This window comes from Methylophaga sp. F7 (assembly GCF_056863975.1).
Genome location: NZ_CM166511.1, coordinates 2,946,188 through 2,964,295, shown reverse-complemented (window position 1 = coordinate 2,964,295; position 18,108 = coordinate 2,946,188). Strand labels below are relative to the sequence as shown.

The 18,108-nt window shown below is 45.7% G+C and carries 15 protein-coding genes and 2 pseudogenes; 14 read left to right on the top strand and 3 right to left on the bottom strand.

Going from position 1 to position 18,108, the window contains the following annotated elements:
- Positions 1–84: 84 nt before the first annotated feature.
- Complete coding sequence (locus AC08OG_RS14900) at positions 85–288, bottom strand: DUF3185 family protein (protein ID WP_292358272.1); 204 nt, start codon at positions 286–288, stop codon at positions 85–87.
- A 29-nt stretch (positions 289–317) separates the two neighbouring features.
- On the bottom strand, positions 318–752 hold the full coding sequence (locus AC08OG_RS14895) for a GlcG/HbpS family heme-binding protein (protein WP_292402871.1): 435 nt from the start codon (positions 750–752) through the stop codon (positions 318–320).
- A gap of 214 nt (positions 753–966) precedes the next feature.
- Between AC08OG_RS14895 and AC08OG_RS14890 the strand changes: the two genes are divergently transcribed.
- From AC08OG_RS14890 to AC08OG_RS14835, 12 genes and pseudogenes are all read left to right on the top strand, one after another.
- Entirely contained in the window at positions 967–1,278 is a 312-nt protein-coding gene (locus AC08OG_RS14890; protein ID WP_292358268.1) for a hypothetical protein, read from the top strand.
- 98 nt (positions 1,279–1,376) lie between these two features.
- Entirely contained in the window at positions 1,377–2,639 is a 1,263-nt protein-coding gene (locus tag AC08OG_RS14885; RefSeq protein ID WP_439503171.1) for an acyltransferase family protein, read from the top strand.
- A 72-nt stretch (positions 2,640–2,711) separates the two neighbouring features.
- Positions 2,712–4,307, top strand: coding sequence for a glucan biosynthesis protein G (locus tag AC08OG_RS14880; protein WP_482929829.1), 1,596 nt, complete (start codon positions 2,712–2,714; stop codon positions 4,305–4,307).
- 143 nt (positions 4,308–4,450) lie between these two features.
- Positions 4,451–5,791, top strand: coding sequence for a tRNA (N6-isopentenyl adenosine(37)-C2)-methylthiotransferase MiaB (gene miaB, locus AC08OG_RS14875; RefSeq protein WP_292358264.1), 1,341 nt, complete (start codon positions 4,451–4,453; stop codon positions 5,789–5,791).
- A gap of 21 nt (positions 5,792–5,812) precedes the next feature.
- Positions 5,813–6,787 (top strand): PhoH family protein, encoded by a 975-nt coding sequence (locus AC08OG_RS14870; RefSeq protein ID WP_292358262.1) that lies wholly within the window; start codon positions 5,813–5,815, stop codon positions 6,785–6,787.
- Positions 6,784–7,248 (top strand): rRNA maturation RNase YbeY, encoded by a 465-nt coding sequence (gene ybeY, locus AC08OG_RS14865; RefSeq protein WP_292402884.1) that lies wholly within the window; start codon positions 6,784–6,786, stop codon positions 7,246–7,248. The genes AC08OG_RS14870 and ybeY overlap by 4 nt, the downstream gene beginning before the upstream one ends.
- Positions 7,245–8,114, top strand: coding sequence for an HlyC/CorC family transporter (locus AC08OG_RS14860; RefSeq protein WP_292358259.1), 870 nt, complete (start codon positions 7,245–7,247; stop codon positions 8,112–8,114). The genes ybeY and AC08OG_RS14860 overlap by 4 nt, the downstream gene beginning before the upstream one ends.
- Positions 8,114–9,625 (top strand): apolipoprotein N-acyltransferase, encoded by a 1,512-nt coding sequence (gene lnt / locus AC08OG_RS14855; RefSeq protein WP_482929828.1) that lies wholly within the window; start codon positions 8,114–8,116, stop codon positions 9,623–9,625. Before AC08OG_RS14860 ends, lnt begins: the two co-directional genes overlap by 1 nt.
- Before the next feature lie 6 nt (positions 9,626–9,631).
- Positions 9,632–11,082, top strand: a pseudogene (locus AC08OG_RS14850) (TrkH family potassium uptake protein).
- A complete protein-coding gene (locus tag AC08OG_RS14845; protein ID WP_482929827.1) occupies positions 11,082–11,657 on the top strand; it encodes a class I SAM-dependent methyltransferase in 576 nt (191 codons plus the stop codon). Before AC08OG_RS14850 ends, AC08OG_RS14845 begins: the two are co-directional and overlap by 1 nt.
- Positions 11,658–11,780: 123 nt before the next feature.
- Positions 11,781–11,981 (top strand): 50S ribosomal protein L31, encoded by a 201-nt coding sequence (gene rpmE, locus AC08OG_RS14840; RefSeq protein ID WP_014705308.1) that lies wholly within the window; start codon positions 11,781–11,783, stop codon positions 11,979–11,981.
- A 144-nt stretch (positions 11,982–12,125) separates the two neighbouring features.
- Positions 12,126–13,484 carry a M48 family metalloprotease gene (locus AC08OG_RS14835; RefSeq protein ID WP_482929826.1) on the top strand — a complete coding sequence of 453 codons (1,359 nt, stop codon included), beginning with the start codon at positions 12,126–12,128 and terminating at the stop codon, positions 13,482–13,484.
- Positions 13,485–13,901: 417 nt separating this feature from the next.
- Here AC08OG_RS14835 and AC08OG_RS14830 read toward each other — a convergent pair.
- Positions 13,902–16,126 (bottom strand): annotated as a pseudogene (locus tag AC08OG_RS14830) (penicillin-binding protein 1A).
- Positions 16,127–16,488: 362 nt separating this feature from the next.
- Here AC08OG_RS14830 and AC08OG_RS14825 point away from each other — a divergent pair.
- Both AC08OG_RS14825 and AC08OG_RS14820 read left to right on the top strand, forming a co-directional pair.
- A complete protein-coding gene (locus AC08OG_RS14825) occupies positions 16,489–17,547 on the top strand; it encodes a pilus assembly protein PilM (protein WP_482929825.1) in 1,059 nt (352 codons plus the stop codon).
- Positions 17,547–18,107 carry a PilN domain-containing protein gene (locus tag AC08OG_RS14820; RefSeq protein WP_292358246.1) on the top strand — a complete coding sequence of 187 codons (561 nt, stop codon included), beginning with the start codon at positions 17,547–17,549 and terminating at the stop codon, positions 18,105–18,107. The genes AC08OG_RS14825 and AC08OG_RS14820 overlap by 1 nt, the downstream gene beginning before the upstream one ends.
- Position 18,108: the final 1 nt, after the last annotated feature.

Here is an 18,108-nt window from a genome sequence, read left to right as displayed (position 1 = left end):
CCGATTTAGAATCACATCTTAACAGTTCGGCAGATTTAGATTCTGACTAGTTGTCTGGAGGTCAAACGTATAAAACGAATCGTTTTATTTGCGACCCAAAGCCAAAAAGCCACCAACGACTACCGCAACTGCGCCACCGATGATGTACCACATGGTTTCATCAGTAAAACGCCCAGTGAACGTTTCGGTCACTTGATCGCCCAATGATTGTGAGGCATTAAAACCAAATACCAACAAGATAATGCCGATAACTACTAAAATTATGCCTAAAAGCTTTTGACCACCCATGTTCTCTCTCCGGTTAGCGATTTATTTTTTTAAGTTCTCCATGGGTGTTCTGGTAAGTCACAAACGCCGATTGTTTCAACGCCTGCACGTGCAACCAGATCATCATTTTCAACCGAGCTGCCACTTACCCCAATCGCACCTGACATAAAGCCTTCATCATCAACGATTGGCACACCGCCTGGAAAAGTAATCATGCCATCATTTGAATGTTCGATGCCATATAAAGGCTGACCCGGTTGAGATAATTGACCGATTTCACCACTGGGCATACCAAAATACACTGCCGTACGGGCTTTTTTGATAGCAATATCAATACTGCCAACCCAGGCATCATCCATACGATAGAATGCTTTCAACGCGCCACCAGAGTCAACTACAGCAATACACATACGGGTGTCAGTTGATTCAGCTTTTTTGAGGGCGCCATCAATCGCTTTTTTAGCCGCTTCTGAAGTAACGTGCATGGTTATCTCCTTAATTGAGTTGCTGGATCAGAAACTGTTGAAAAAGTATTTTTTCAACAACTATATTTCATGGAGAAAATAGGACCCAGACAGGGTTTAAGATTTATATTGAAATCTTAATTTTAATAAATGCCTTTCTACTGTAAGTGGCCTCGATATAAACGCAATAACATAAGTCAAAACCCTTGATAACTATTGATTACAGGAAAAGTCTATGAAAGCAGTTTTTTTACTAGTGATGATATTAACGAGTGTATTTATTAATCAGGCAATTGCAGAAGATCGGCGTTTAATCCAGCAACAACTTGATGAAGCTTGTGAAACGGCAAGGTTGGAAAAGTTGGCGCCTATCCGGGAAAAATATGCAGCAGAGTGCGTTGCTGAGTGGGATCGCAGCCAGCAATATTGTGATCGTTTCTATAGCGATTATGGTAATAAGGGGGGCGACCAGCCGGTATTGTTTTATGATTTACCGGAATGCGAGAAAGCCTGGAATTACCAGCAACGATATCGCAGTGCAGATTAAAGCCAGCTTAATGGAACACCTTGTATAACGAATTGGTTAAACAGTTTTGTATGACAGCCTGTAAAATTTAGCGCAATTTATTTGTTCAGGGAATCAGAGTGGAGCAACGCGGTAAGGAACATTTTATTGGGCTGGAATGGCTGCGGTTTTTGCTCGGTTTATATATCGTTGTTTTTCACACGTTACATACTTATAAACTCAAAGAAAAAGCCCCCTGGTTGATGGATATGGTTGGTGTGGGTTTTTTTGCCACCAGCAGTTTTTTTGTATTGTCCGGATTTCTTTTAGCGCATGTTTATTGCCGAAACGGTGAACTCCGCGAAGCAGCGACCAGCTTTTGGGCAAAGCGCTTTTCTAACTTATATCCGCTACATGTTTTTTCATTGCTGCTCACGTTTTCGGTACTGAGCATTATCAATTATCTGGGCCTTCCTCCAGATGATGTGAAAGCCACAGTAAGGTTTGTGGTGTATGACACAAATGTGGATTTGGGTGAAGCAGGGCGGGCATCAATTGAACATTACATGAGTAATAGTGAGTTACTAATTAATTCGTTATTGCAGATATTCATGTTGCAGGCCTGGAACCCTTATTATCTGACGTTTAACGCGCCATTATGGTCAATTTCGACGTTGTTTTTCTTTTATCTGACCTTTCCTTTTGCTGCGCCGTATCTGATGCGGGTAAAACATAAAATTCTGTGGCTTTCAGCATTGATGCTGATTTACCTTATTCCACCTCTATTGGTTATTTGGAATGGCGATTACGGGATGCCATTTACCGGCATGTTGCATCGCATGCCGATTATTCGTATTCCAGAGTTTTTTGCTGGCATTCTCTGCTATGCCTTGTTTCGTCAGCTGCGAGATAGTGGGCGTGATCCACAATTCATGATGCGAATCCTGATGGGGTTGTTTGTCATGCTGTGTTTTCTCGGCGCGATATGGCTGCTTAGAGGCGAACGTTACTGGTATTTCCTTCTGCATAACGGTTTGTTATTGCCGGCACAGCTGATGCTGATTTATCTGTGCGCTTTAGCAGGAACGCCACGCAATGAATGGTTTAACAACTGGTCACGTCGGCTGGGTGCAGCATCATTGCCATTGTTTGTATTGCATGTGCCTGCCTTTGTATTATTTTCCCGATCAGAAAAAATACTTAATGTACTGTCGATTGAGTGCTTGCAGAACTGGAACAGCTGCGCGGTTCAGGCAAGCGAACAAAGCTTGTCGATTTGGTTTTATCCATTGTTCCTGCTGCTGACCGTTATCTTGTGTATCTGGTCAATGGAGCACGCGGTGGTGCCTACCCGTAAGTGGATATTAAAACGGTTGCCATTTACGGCAATCAAGCAATCCTGATTTTTTATGTGCCAATGGCGGCCTGATTCTATGTATAAGCAAAATTCATTTTCAGTCACAACAGAGGCAGTTATGAAAGATCAACAGACCCTAACAAATCGCTCAGGACGTTCATCCACATTTTTCAGTCGGTTTGTTGCCATCAGCTTATTGATGATCTCAAGCAGTCTTTATGCCTTTTCGCTCGACGATGTCGCTGAAAAAGCTCAGGCACTGGTCAAACAGGACTATGTCAAACCACAAAGCAATCTGCCCGCAGAGTTCAGTCAGATGCAGTTTGCCGATTACATGAAAATCCAGCCAAGAGCAGAGCAATTTCATTGGAACGAACAGCAAACGCCATTCCGACTGGCGTTTTATCATCAAGGAATGCACTTTAAAGTGCCGGTAAAGATTAATGAGATCCTACCTAATGGCATGACGGAAATTAACTATGATCCGGAAAATTTCTCTTTTGGTGATTTAACTTTTGAAAAAGCCACCACGGCGAATCTGGGGTATGCCGGTTTTCGTGTTTTATATCCCATCAATAAAGCGGATAAATACGATGAAATCATGAGTGTGTTGGGCGCGAGTTATTTCAGGGTGATTGGTGAGGATCAGGTTTATGGGCTCTCGGGGCGAGGGATGAATATTGATACTGTGGTTGCTGATGATATTGCAGAAGAGTTTCCGGAATTTCGTGAATTCTGGATTCAGCGTCCCCAACCCGGTGAAGAGAATCTGGTGATTTATGCATTGCTGGATTCGCCTAGCGCGACGGGAGCTTATCGTTTTGATTTACAACCAGGCACCGATACCGTGCTGGATGTCGAAGCAAAAGTGTATTTGCGTAAAGACGTTCATGAGCTAGGTCTAGCGACACTTACCAGTATGTTTTTATATGATGGCCGACAACCACCGAGCCAGCATAATTTCCGCCCACAAATTCATGATTCGAACGGGTTAGCCATTCATGCTGGAAACGGGGAAAGGATTTGGCGTCCGCTGAATAACCCGGATGGGGTGTCTGTGAGTACTTGGCAGGTCGAAAACCCGAAAGGCTTTGGTTTGTTGCAGCGCGGCCGTGAGTTTTCGCGCTTTCAGGAATTGGATGATTTATACCATTTACGACCAAGTGCCTGGATTGAAACCAAAAGTGCCTGGGGTAAAGGTCGCATCAAATTGATTGAATATCGCACAGCAGATGAGACTAATGACAATATCGGGACTTTCTGGATTCCGGATACTCTTCCGCCGCTGGGGGAGCCGCTAGAAATGTCTTATCGGATCCATTGGACGCTGGATGAGCCGTCATTGGCAGACCCCAATATTGCCTGGGTGTCACAAACATTACGTTCTGCAGGTGAAGACAAACAAGCCAATCTGATTCGTGATTTGGATGAAACCATATTATTGCAAGTGGATTTTGAAGGACCGGTATTGACAGAGCGGGGTGAGCATCAAGTACCAGCAACACAAATCAGTATCAGTGAGCATGCCGAAATTTTAAGCAGCCACTTACGTTATAACCCAGCCACCAAAGGCTGGCGTTTAATGATGCGTACGCAGATTCATGATCCAAATAAAGTGGTAGAAATGCGTGCCGCGCTGGTCGATGAACATCAGCAACCCTTATCCGAAACATGGAGCTATCAGATTCCTGTTGGCTATGCTGTAACCCGCTGAAAAAATTACTAGAAGGCTCAGCCCAGCATAGACAAGTGATTTGTTTTACGGTGACTAATTTTGCGCTAACAAAAACAATCACTTGTCTGTACTCTAAGGCGTAAAAAGCGTATGCTGTGCGCCCTTTATCACTGACTGATTTTATGGCCGGAAAACTTTTTATCAGAACCTTTGGCTGCCAGATGAACGAGTACGACTCGAACAAGATGGCCGAGGTGCTTGCTGCGTCACATCAATTGGAAACAACCGATATCGCTGAAGATGCCGATGTGTTGTTGCTTAATACCTGTTCGATTCGTGAAAAAGCTCAGGAAAAGGTTTTTCATCAACTGGGTCGCTGGAAGCGCTGGAAAGATAAAAAACCACATCTGGTGATTGGGGTTGGCGGTTGTGTGGCCAGTCAGGAAGGTGAGGCGATTCGTAAACGTGCGCCTTATGTCGATCTGATTTTTGGACCACAAACTCTGCATCGACTGCCCACCATGTTGGACGATGTCAGAAAAAATAATAAACCGGAAATTGATATTTCGTTTCCGGAAATCGAAAAGTTCGATAATTTGCCTGCGCCAAAAGCCGATGGCCCAACAGCATTTGTTTCCATCATGGAAGGTTGCAGCAAGTACTGCACATTCTGTGTTGTGCCGTATACCCGGGGTGAAGAAGTCAGTCGTCCAGTGGGTGCTGTGTTACGAGAGATTCGACAACTGGCCGCCCAGGGCGTGCGTGAAGTCAATCTGTTAGGACAAAACGTTAATGCCTATCGCGGTATTATTGAAGATGATGAAACCGCTGATCTGGCGTTATTGATTCACTATGTCGCAGCAATTGAAGGTATTGAGCGAATTCGCTTTACTACCTCGCATCCGGTGGAATTTTCCGATTCATTGATCGAAGCGTTTGCCGAAATTCCGGAATTGGTCAACCACCTGCATTTACCGGTGCAGTCCGGCTCAGATCGAATTCTGGCGATGATGAAACGCGGCCATACTGTCGCGCAATATATTGAAAAAATTGAACGGGTCAAAAAAATCCGTCCGAATCTGAGTATGTCGAGCGATTTTATTGTCGGATTTCCTAATGAAACCGAAGAAGATTTCAACGCGACGATGGCGTTGATTAATCAGATAGGTTTTGATCACTCTTTTAGCTTTATATACAGCGCGCGTCCTGGTACACCAGCAGCGATGTTTAATGATTCAGTTTCTGATGAAGAGAAAAAACAGCGTCTGCAAATTATGCAGGATCGTTTACGTGAGCTTGAAAATGCTGTGAGTGAATCGATGCTTGGTACGGTGCAACGTGTCTTGGTAGAGCGTGCTGCACATCGCGATGCCGGTGAAATCGCCGGCAGAACTGAAAATAATCGGGTCGTCAATTTCCCCGGTGATATTGCGCTGGTGGGCAAGTTTGTCGATGTGCGTGTCACAGAGGCACACACCAACTCCTTGCGAGGAGAACTTCTTGCTGATAGCGTTATCCTCTAACTCCTTTTTGGAATCTAATTTGTGGTCACTCCAGCTGTTACAGTTGACACGATAAGCTTTGAATTAAGTCCTGCGGATAATCCCCGCCTAGCCAACCTATGTGGTCATCTGGATGAACATATCCGGATGATGGAACGTGGATTCGGTGTGGAAATCAATAACCGTGGTGGCAAGTTCCAGATCATCGGTAAGCCGGATATTCTGGCTGAAGTACAGGATGTGATACATGCCTTGTATGCTGACACCGCCCAATCTGTTCTGGAACCGGAACAGGTACATCTGGCGATTCGTGAATCGGGTGGTACTGAAACCACCGGGTTTGAAGAAGAAAAAGAAGTTACCATCAAAACCAAACGCGGCCTGATTAAGGCGCGGGGTGAAAATCAACAAGCCTATTTGCGCCGTGTAATGACCCATGACATCAACTTTGGTGTTGGACCTGCCGGTACCGGTAAAACCTATCTGGCGGTTGCCTGTGCGGTAGAAGCGCTGGAACGCGACTTTGCCAGACGTATTGTACTGGTCAGACCGGCGGTTGAAGCCGGTGAAAGACTTGGTTTCCTGCCAGGTGATCTGGCCCAGAAAGTGGATCCGTATTTACGGCCTTTATTTGATGCGCTCTATGAAATGCTCGGTTTTGAACGTGTTGCCAAACTGATTGAACGCAATGTGATCGAAGTAGCCCCACTGGCATATATGCGTGGCCGTACTTTGAATGAATCGTTTATTATTCTGGATGAAGCACAAAACACCACGGTTGAGCAGATGAAAATGTTTCTGACCCGTCTGGGATATAACTCGACAGCGGTGATCACCGGCGATATTACCCAGGTGGATTTGCCGGGTTCCACCCGTTCAGGTCTCCGTCATGCCATAGAAGTCTTAAAAGATATTGAAGGCATTGGCTTTACTTTTTTCCAGGCAAAAGACGTGGTGCGTCATTCCTTGGTGCAGAAAGTTATTCTGGCTTACGAAAAGGCTGAAACAAAGTCGTGAACGTCATTATCGATTTGCAGCAGGCAACTGATGCAGATGTGCCATCTGAACAACAATTTCAACTCTGGGCCAGTGCTGCGCTGGCGGAAGTCAACGAAGACTGTGAATTAAGCATTCGCCTGGTCGATGAAACCGAAAGTGCCGAATTGAATAATGATTATCGCGGCAAAAACTATCCGACCAATGTTTTATCATTTCCCTTTGAGTCACCTGTGCCGCTAGAACCTATGTTGTTAGGTGATCTGGTGCTGTGTGTTCCGGTAGTAGAGCGTGAAGCTGCCGAGCAAGAGAAAACCATAAATGATCATTGGGCACATTTAATTGTGCATGGCTGTTTGCATTTACTTGGCTATGATCATATTGAAGACGATGAGGCAGAATTAATGGAATCGTTGGAAATTAAAATTTTACACAAGCTTGATATTAACAATCCTTATACAGAGCAGAGGGTTACATCATGAGTGAGGGACGACCGAGTCGCTCAGACAGTCCAGTTTCCTGGGTGCGAAAATTAAGTAATCTGTTCCTGGAACCTAAAGACCAGGAACAGTTGATTGAATTACTACGCAATGCTTCTGAACGGCATATTCTCGATGCCGAAGCTTTGTCGATTGTCGAGGGCGCTTTGAGCGTCTCACAGATGCAAGCTCGCGACATTATGATTCCGCGTTCCCAGGTGGTGATGGTTTCTCGAGATGCGCCACCGGAAGAAACACTTAAGCTGGTCACGGAAACATCGCATTCACGGTTTCCAGTGATTGATGATGATCGTGATGATGTTATCGGGATTCTGCTCGCCAAGGATTTGCTGGCGGCAGTGGTCAGCTCTGGTGAGTTTAATTTTGATCTGCGTGAATTGTTACGTCCAGCGGTGTTTATCCCTGAAAGTAAGCGTTTAAATGTTCTGCTGCGTGAATTTCGTGCCCGTCGTAATCATATGGCAATCGTTGTGGATGAGTATGGCGGTGTTGCCGGCATGATCACCATCGAAAATGTGCTTGAACAAATTGTTGGTGAAATTGAAGACGAGCATGATGTGGATGATGATGCGCCGATTCTGCAACGTGATGACAATACCTTCACTGTCAAAGCATTGACCCCGGTAGAAGACTTTAACGAGTATTTTGAAACCGAGTGGAGTGACGATGATTTTGATACGGTTGGCGGCCATGTAGTGAATCAATTTGGTCATCTGCCCGGCCGGGGAGAGCAAGTCACAATTGGTGCACTGGAATTCACCGTGTTACGTGCAGATAAACGTCGAGTTCATTTGTTACGGATGGTGAAGTTACCCGAAGAAACTGAAAGCGAAAGCGAAACAGAATAATGACAACTTCCAGGCAGATGGCTTGGCAAGGCGCATTTGGCAGTTGGGCAGCATTATTGGCCGGTGCCATCCTGCCACTGAGTCTAGCCCCTTTTCACTATTACCCATTGGCGGTGTTGAGCCTGCTCGCGCTGTTTCTCAGTTGGCAAGGAGTCAGTCCTCGTCAGGCGTTGTGGCGAGGCACGCTGTTTGGTACCGGTATGTTCGGTGTAGGTGTTTCCTGGGTTTTTGTGGCTATCCATGTTTTTGGACAGGCCAGCATACTGCTTGCAGGTTTGCTGACTGCATTGTTTGTGGTTGCTCTGGGTTTCATGATCGGCGTATTGGGGTGGGGTTTAAAACGCCTGACCGGTCCAGCATTATCCAGTAAAGATTTCCTGATATTACTGCCCAGCAGCTGGCTTTTGTTTGAGTGGTTTAAAGCCTGGTTTCTGACAGGATTTCCCTGGCTGGAAGTGGGTACCGGACAAATTGAAGGCCCACTTGCCGGTTTTATTCCGTTAATCAGTGTTCACGGTGCCTCCTGGCTGGTGGCATTGACCGCCGGTAGTCTGGCAATAGTGATTTACCAGCGTAAATGGATATTTCTCATTTTGCCCGCAGTGATTTGGGGCAGTGCTTTTTCCCTGCAATCGGTTGAATGGACCAAACCCATTGGTGAACCGGTTAAAGCAGCCTTGATTCAAGGCAATGTGCCGCAGGACATTAAATGGGATCCCCAGCAGTTACGTAATACATTGCAGTTATATGCTGATCTGAGTCGAGAGAATTGGGATGCAGAGGTAATTGTCTGGCCTGAAAATGCAGCAACAGCGTTTTATCACCAAATAGATGAAGGTTATCTCGAACCATTAGGTCGCGAAGCACGTTCGCAGAATACCGATATTATTCTCGGGCTGCCGGTGTTGGATGAAAATGGTGAAGATTATTACAACAGTATGGTCAGTCTGACCGAAACACCGGTGTTTTATCACAAGCGTCACTTGGTTCCATTTGGTGATTACGTTCCTTTTGAAACCCTGCGTGGATTGATCAAATTCTTTGATTTACCGATGTCAGCGTTTGTACCGGGCGGTTCCGAGCAACCGCAAATGGTGTTGGCAGGCTATCCAGTCGGGGTGTCTATCTGCTATGAAGATGCCTTTTCATCTGAAGTTCGTGAAACTGTACCGGCGGCAACCATGTTGATTAACGCCACCAATAATGCCTGGTATGGTGATTCTTTCGCACCGCACCAGCATTTACAGATCTCACGAAGCCGGGGCTTGGAGACCGGGCGGCCGATTTTGCGGGTCACAACTAACGGGATTTCAGCGTTTATTGATTATAAGGGCGTTATTAAGCAACAGAGTCCTCAATTTGAACTAGCTGTACTGAAAGGTGACATTCAACCCAGAGAGGGAGTCACTCCCTACGTGCGTTTCGGGCAATGGCCATTATGGATTTTAACTTTGCTGATGCTGACTTTGTGGGCGTATTATCAGTATTTTTATCGGCGTAAAGAGTCTTAATCTTCCATGCAATTAATGACTATCCAGCGCATTCTGGGCATTTTACTGAGCCTGTTCAGTATCACTATGCTGCCACCTGTGCTGGTTTCATGGTGGTTTAACGACGGCGCTGCTACCGCCTTTCTGACAGCGTTCGTGATTCTGGTCAGTACTGGTTTGCTGTTATGGTTACCTGCGAGAAAACACCGTAAAGAGTTGAAGATCCGCGATGGATTTATCGTGGTGGTAATGTTCTGGATTGCTTTGGGTTTTTCTGGGGCATTACCGTTTTATCTGACCGAATCACCCGCGATGAGTATTACCGATGCGGTGTTTGAGTCCATGTCGGGTTTAACCACCACCGGGGCGACGGTTCTGGTTGGTCTGGATACGCTGCCAGAAGCCGTATTGTTTTATCGTCAGTTTCTGCAGTGGTTGGGGGGGATGGGGATCGTGGTATTGGCCGTTGCTATCCTGCCATTATTAGGCGTCGGTGGCATGCAGCTGTATCGTGCAGAAACACCTGGTCCGATGAAAGACGCCAAATTAACTCCACGTATTACCGAAACGGCTAAAGCACTCTGGTATATCTATTTGAGCCTGACGATCGCTTGTGCCATCGCCTATTACTGGGCAGGTATGTCATGGTTTGATGCCATTGGCCACAGTTTTTCTACCGTCGCCATAGGCGGTTTTTCCACCCACGATGCCAGCATGGGGTTTTTTAACAGCGCGACGATTGAAATGATCGCGGTGGCTTTCATGCTGGTTTCAGCGATGAATTTTTCATTACATTTTCTCGCCTGGCGCCATCGCACTCTGATGCATTATCTGCGAGACTCAGAGTTAAAAGTATTTTTAAGCATCATGTTCGTTATCTCGCTTATAACGGCAACTTATCTGTATTTCACCGGCACCTTTGATGATGGTTGGACCGCTGCTCATCATGGTATTTTCCAAGCGGTTTCCATCGGTACCACCACTGGTTTTACCACTACCGATTATTATTTGTGGCCAGGTTTTCTGCCAATTTTATTATTGATGACCAGCTATATCGGTGGCTGTGCTTTTTCCACAGGTGGCGGTATTAAGGTGATTCGCGCGATGCTGCTGTTTAAACAGGGATATCGTGAAGTGTTAAGGTTGATTCATCCTAACGCTGTATTTGCCATTAAAGTGAACGGTAAAGCGCTACCCCCAAAGTTGTTGGTGCGGTCTGGGGCTTCTTTGCCTTGTATGTTTTCTGTTTCAGCATCATGCATCTTTTATTGATGGCCACTGGCCTTGATGTGGTGACGTCGTTTTCTGCTGTAACCGCTTGTTTGAATAATCTTGGGCCGGGACTGGGGGATGTCGGGGCAAATTTTGGACAGATTAATGCCCCATCAAAGTGGATATTATGCGTTGCCATGTTATTAGGTCGTCTTGAAATCTTCACCTTGTTAGTCGTGTTAACCCCGGCATTCTGGCGTCGATAATGTCTGATAGTCAGCAAAAATGGGATCAGCGCTATCAAACAGAGATTGCTGTTTATCCTGAGCCTGCTCTGGTGCTTACTCAAAATCAGCATTTACTGCCTGAGCAGGGAATAGCGCTGGATTTGGCGTGTGGTTTAGGTGCCAATGCCTTGTTGATGGCCGGTCTGGGGTTACAGACTCACGCATGGGATATCAGTTCTGAAGCTTTGGCGAAACTGAATGTAGAGGTTCAACAGCGACAGTTACAGGTTATTACTGAGCAGCGGGATGTGAGTGTGGCAGCGCCTGACAATTCGAGCTTTGATGTCATTGTCGTCAGTCAGTTTCTGGATCGCAAACTTTGCCCGAAACTTATCAATGCGTTAAAGCCCGGCGGCTTACTTTTTTATCAAACCTTCTGTCGCGATAAGGTAGATGGTTCCGGTCCGCAGAATCCCGAATTTTTACTGGCAGATAATGAACTATTAAATTTATTTACGAGTCTGAAATTGAGAGTTTATCGAGAAGAGTCGACACTTGGAGATACTTCCATGGGGTGGCGAAACATGGCGATGCTGGTGGGGCAAAAGTCATAATAAAAATAAATACTTAATAGGACTTGCTGAAAAGTCGCCGGATCAGTAGAATTACGCGGTTCAGAAAGGGCAAACATAAAAATCGTGTTTGTCGGGCAAACATCATTATTGGCGAGAACAGATATGAAAGCGGATATCCATCCAGATTATAGCGAAATCAATGTTACCTGTAGCTGTGGTAACAGTTTCAAAACCCGTTCAACACGCGGCAATGACCTGACGCTGGATGTATGCTCAGAATGTCATCCGTTCTACACCGGCAAACAGAAAATGCTGGATAGTGCTGGTCGTGTTGATAAATTCCGTCAAAAATACGGAAAATAATCTTGCGGGCTTAAGCCGAAGATACTAATGAACATCATCAACATTACATACAAAAGCCTCTGTCGATTGACAGGGGCTTTGTTATTTCTGGGCCTTTTATCCGGCTGTGCGCAAAATCCCGTGACAGGTGGCCAGGATTTTGTGATGATCAGCGAAAGTAAAGAGCTTGAGATGGGCCGAACCTACCATCCTCAGATCATTGAACAATATGGTCGTTATGAAGATGAAGCGTTGCAGAGATATGTTCAGGATGTCGGACAAAGACTCGCTGCAGTCAGTCATCGGGATGATTTGGTTTATCGCTTTACTGTTTTAGATTCACCGGTTATCAATGCGTTTGCATTACCTGGTGGGTATATCTATATCACTCGGGGAATGATGGCCTATCTGAACTCCGAAGCTGAGCTTGCAGCCGTTCTCGGGCATGAGATTGGTCATGTAACTGCTCGCCATGGCGTGCGCCAGCAAAGTGCAGCCCAGGCAGCAAGTTTAGGATACACACTGGGAGCAATACTGCTTCCGGGGTTACGCACGGCAGGTGCCCAGGATCTGTTTAATGTGTTTGGTGGTGCTTTACTTAGTGGTTATGGTCGCGAACACGAATTAGAGTCTGACAGGCTTGGTGCCGAATACCTGGCCCGTTCTGGCTATCCTTCAGAGGCCATGATAGAAGTTATTGGTGTATTAAAAGATCAGGCAACTTTTGCCGAAGCCGAGGCTAAAAAACAAGGCCAGGATTATCAGGGTTACCACGGTCTGTTTGCTTCTCACCCAGATAATGACACTCGGCTGCAGGAAGTTGTTAAGGCGGCTGATAAATACAAAACCACTGTTCGAGAAGATGAAGGTACTGAGCGCTATCTGCAGCGTATCGATGGCATGGTGTTTGGAGACAGTGAATCTCAGGGTATTCGCTCTGGTCGAAATTTCTATCATAGTGAAATGCAGTTTGCATTGAGTTTTCCGCAGAATTGGCATATTCAGAACAACCCTTCCAGTCTTCGTGCAACCGCGCCGCAAGGGGCCGCTATTATTGAGATGGGAGCTTCCGATCTTAATCGTAAACAGACCCCCGCTGAGTTTATTAGGGAAAGGTTGAATATTAAAGATTTGAAAAATGGGGAGCCGCTCTCCACTAATGGCTTACAGGGTTATACTGGTTTGACCGTAGCTGAGGGCAAGCCTGTTCGAGTGGCGGTCATATATTTACGAGAGCAAGCGTTTATTTTTATTGCGACCACCAAATCGTCAGGAGATTTCAATAAATTTGATCCGGCGTTTCGTGAGACGGTGATGAGCTTCCATGCTATGCGTCAGGATGAACAGCAATTCGCTGAAGCACAGCGTATCGATGTGGTCAAAGTCGATAGTAACGATAGTTATTCCAGCTGGGCGGCCAAAACACGAATCAGTAATAGTCCGATACAGCAATTGCGGCTATTGAACGGCGATTATCCAAATGGTGAACTGAAGCCAGGACAATTGGCCAAGCGTGTTCGTTAACTGAGAATTGCAGTGTGCTGATTGACGTTCAGCATCCAATTAAGTATCTCCCCAATTGCAATTTGAACCACCTATCCTAAATAGGGTGGCATCACTGTTGCCAATTTATTGAGCTGTCATTCTGCCGGCAGTTTATAGCGAGATAGTGTTTTCCATTTGCCATAGTTTGTTAGCTTTTCATAGCCACTACCCGTTATTTCCCCTACGACCTTAGAAATGACTTATATAGAAACTACAGCGACATATCCACCTTGTTGAACAAAATGAGTCACCACATCAATACTGGCGACTAGTTTCGTGTCTGCCAAAGCGCAAATTGAGTGGGATACATGCATATATCCCACAACCACTCTTGTCCTACATTGATTGATGCTTTTTCAGCCCACAACAGAAGTGGCTAAGAAAGATCAACAGAACCTAGAACAGCTCTATCAGAGAGTCATCCTGTTCAGTGGATGTGGCACCACTGCCACCACGCATTGCCGGAACATTATCTTTACGGAAGGTTTCGTAGATTGCTTCGGTATCGCCGGGACGTGCCAGTAATCCAGTTTCAGGGTCGATGCGAACAGTGACCATATCAACAGGTTGTTCAAAGTTTTGCTCGGGCACATCTTCAAGTGCAACTCGCATAAAATCAATCCACATTGGCAAAGCTGCACGCCCGCCTGTTTCATAGCGGCCTAAAGTGCGGGGATTATCAAATCCAACCCAGCTTATGGCAACCAGATCGGGATTAAAGCCATTGAACCAAGCATCCAGTTGATCATTGGTTGTACCGGTTTTACCAGCCAGGTCACCGCGATTTAAACTTAATGCCTGACGACCTGTACCAAATTTCACTACATCACGCAGCATGCTATTCATTATGTAAGCATTTTGCGGAGTAATGACCTGTTTTGCTGGATAAAAGCCTAACAGTTCAGCTTGCATCAGGGCTTCTTCTTCACTGATATCAGCTGCGGGTATGGCACAGCTGTCGCAGACTTTCTTGGGTTTGGTCTGCATCAGGATTTCACCAGCAGTATTTTCAACCCGGGAAATAATATAGGGATCTATCAGATGACCACCATTTGCCAAAGTAGCATAAGCTCTTGCCATATCAATTGGTGCTGCATTACCACTTCCCAGTGCAATAGATAGATTAGGTGGAACCTGTTCAGGCTGAAACCCGAAACGTTGTACATAATCTACCGTATAGGCAATGCCGATATCTCTTAACAACCTTATTGATACCAGGTTTCTTGAATGAGTAAGTGCTTCTCTCAGACGAGTTGGGCCAAAAAATCGACCACTGTAATTTTCCGGACGCCAGACATTTTCCAAACCGGGGTCATCAAATACCACCGGCGCATCGTTGATCACGGTAGCCGCAGTATAGCCTTTTTCCAGCGCAGCAGAGTATACAAATGGTTTAAAGCCAGAACCCGGTTGACGTTTTGATTGCACTACCCGGTTAAACTTATTCTGAAAGAAATCAAATCCGCCCTGTAGAGAGGTGATTGCTCCATCTTCAGAAGCAAGAGAAATCAGGGCTCCCTGGACTTCCGGTATCTGTGTCAGCTGCCATGAATCCTCTTCCAGCTCACGCAGATAGATGATATCGCCAACCGTCAATACGTCGTCGATAGTCTGTGGTTTTTTGCCCATGCTGTTAGCACTGAGTTGTGGCTGAGCCCAACTCACTGCGGCAAACGGTAACTCGATTTGGCCCAAGCGTTTTACAAAAACCTGGGCAATATTATCTTCTATACTTAATACCAATGCTGGACTGATGGCTCCAATAATTGAATAATCCTTCAGGAACAGTTCTGAAGCTGCCAGATCCGGTAATTCGCTTAACTCAACCTTGGCAGCCGGGCCGCGATATCCATGCCGTTTGTCATAAGCCAGTAATGCATCCTGCAGAGCTTTAGTGGCAGCCTGCTGATGTTTGGCTTTAATCGTCGTAAAGACCCTAGTACCGTTTTCATAAATTTCTTCGCCAAACTCCTCGATCAGATAGGTGCGAACCATCTCTGAAACATACGGTGCATAGACTTCTATTTCACGTCCATGATAGCGGGCACTTACTTCTTCATTTATTGCTTCTTGATATTCGGCCTGAGAAATAAACCCTACATCAAGCATTCTACTGAGCACGTAATTACGACGATCCAGCGCTCTTTGTGGGGAGGTAATCGGGTTAGTCGTCGAGGGCGCTTTAGGAAGACCGGCTATCATTGCCATTTGACCAAGCGTTAACTCATCAAGCGTTTTCCCGTAGTACACTTCAGCCGCTGCTCCAACACCATAAGAGCGGTGACCAAGAAATATTTTATTCAGATATAAGGTGAGAATTTCTTCTTTGGATAACGTGTTTTCAATTTCCAGTGATAGAAAAATTTCATTGATTTTGCGCAAATAGGTTTTTTCATTGCTTAGGAAAAAATTCCGGGCAACCTGCATGGTAATGGTGCTGCCCCCTGTGATTTTTCACCAGTGAGTGCCAGTGAATAGGCTGCTCGAAGCAAGCCTTGATAATCCACTCCCGGATGTTCAAAAAACCGGTCATCTTCCGCGGCCAGGAAAGCTTCTATGAGTTGAGTGGGGAAGTCCTCATAAGCGACCGGAATGCGGCGCTTTTCGCCAAACTCGGCCATCAAAAGACCTTCTTCACTAAAAATACGTAAAGGAATCTGCAACTGAATCGTGCGCAACGATTCCGTGCTAGGCAGCTTGGGTGACAGAAATAGATAGACTACAGCGATAAACAGTAGACCAGCTATCAAAAAGGTAAAGGCCCATTTAAAAAGGCGTGACACAAGTCGCGACATTGGATTATTTCGTTCGCAAAAAATAAAACCGTAGAGTATATATAAACATCCTAATAAAGCCAGTTAATGACTTTTTGGGAAGATGTCACAGTTTTAGTTGTTGACATCCTAGTAATTGTTAATAAACTACTTTAACTTACAAGTGTAAGTGTACTGCACACATCATTTCGATGGAATTGGGGCGATGCATGTTTGGACGTAAGAAATCCCCTTTACTAGGGATAGACATCAGTTCTTCGGTTGTGAAGCTGCTAGAACTAAATAAACGCGGTGATCGTTATACCGTCGAATCCTACGCAGTGGAACCGCTTCCTGTAAATGCTGTGGTAGAAGGTCGTATTGAAAACAGTGACGAAGTTGCCGGTGCGATACGACGTGCTATAAAGCGTTCAGGCACGAAGTCCCGAGAGGCTGCAGTTGCGGTTTCGGCAAATTCTGCTATCACCAAAGTTGTTTCCTTTCCATCCTCCATTTCAGAACGCGACATGGAAGAAAACGTGATGCTGGAAGCTGAAAACTATATTCCCTATCCACTGGATGAAGTGCGTCTGGATTTTGAAATATTGGGTCCTTCTGCAGCCGATGCTGATGCAGTAGATGTATTGTTAGCCGCTTCGCGTCGTGAAAATGTTGATGCTCGCACCAATGTGCTGGAAAAAGCTGGTCTCAAACCCCGGCTGGTCGATGTTGAAGCCTATACTGTTGAAAATGCCTTTTCTCTTATCGCCAGACAATTACCCAATCAGGGTAATGGATTAACGGTTGCTGTTGCCGATGTCGGTGCAAACGTTACTACCTTGCACGTGCTGGTCAATGGCAAAATTGTATTTACCCGCGAACAAACTTTTGGCGGCCGGATGCTTACCGAAGATATTGAGCGTTATTATGGAATGTCTTATCAGGAAGCGGGCCGTGCCAAAAAAGATGGCAGCCTGCCGGATGACTACGCGCCAAAAGTACTTGAGCCTTTCAAACGTTCCATGGCTGTAACCATCACTCGAGCCCTGCAGTTTTTCTTTTCAGCTTCAAGCCAGTACCAATCAATTGATCATATTATTCTGGCAGGAGGCTGCGCCTCTATTGAAGGTGTCGATAAAATTGTTGAGTCAGAAACAGGCACCTCGACGTCAGTAGCCAACCCTTTCACTGATATGGGGCTGGGTACCCGGGTCAAGGTGCAGGCATTGAGTAATGATGCGCCCTCGATGATGATAGCGTGTGGGCTGGCCATGAGGAGTTTTGACTAATGGCACATATCAACCTTCTCCCCTGGCGCGAAGAAAAACGCCAAGAAAGACAGCAGCAGTTCTTTATTGCGATGGGGCTGACATTAGCTCTCGCCATTATCATTTTTGCTATTTTCAATAGCCATATGAACAGTTTGCTGGATAAACAGAATCAGCGTAATGCTTATTTGCAAAAAGAAATTGCCATTTTGGATACGCAGATTAAAGAAATCCAGGATTTAGAAAAACAACGTGATCGTTTGCTGGCCAGAATGCGGGTTATTCAGGATTTGCAGCAGAGCCGTCCTAAAGTTGTAAAAGTATTTGATTCTATTGTGAGAACTGTACCAGAAGGTATTCATCTTCAAGTTTTAAGCCGCGAGGGCGATAAACTGATTGTGCAGGGCGTGGCACAGACTAATGCCAGAGTATCCGTATTTATGAATCAACTCGATAATGATCCAGAGTTCACCGAATCAACACTTCGCGTTATTCAGCGTACATCCTCCCGTGATGATGCAATTCGTCAATTCACTCTGGAAGTGACTGAATCCAAACCTGAAACGGATGAGGAGCTATAGT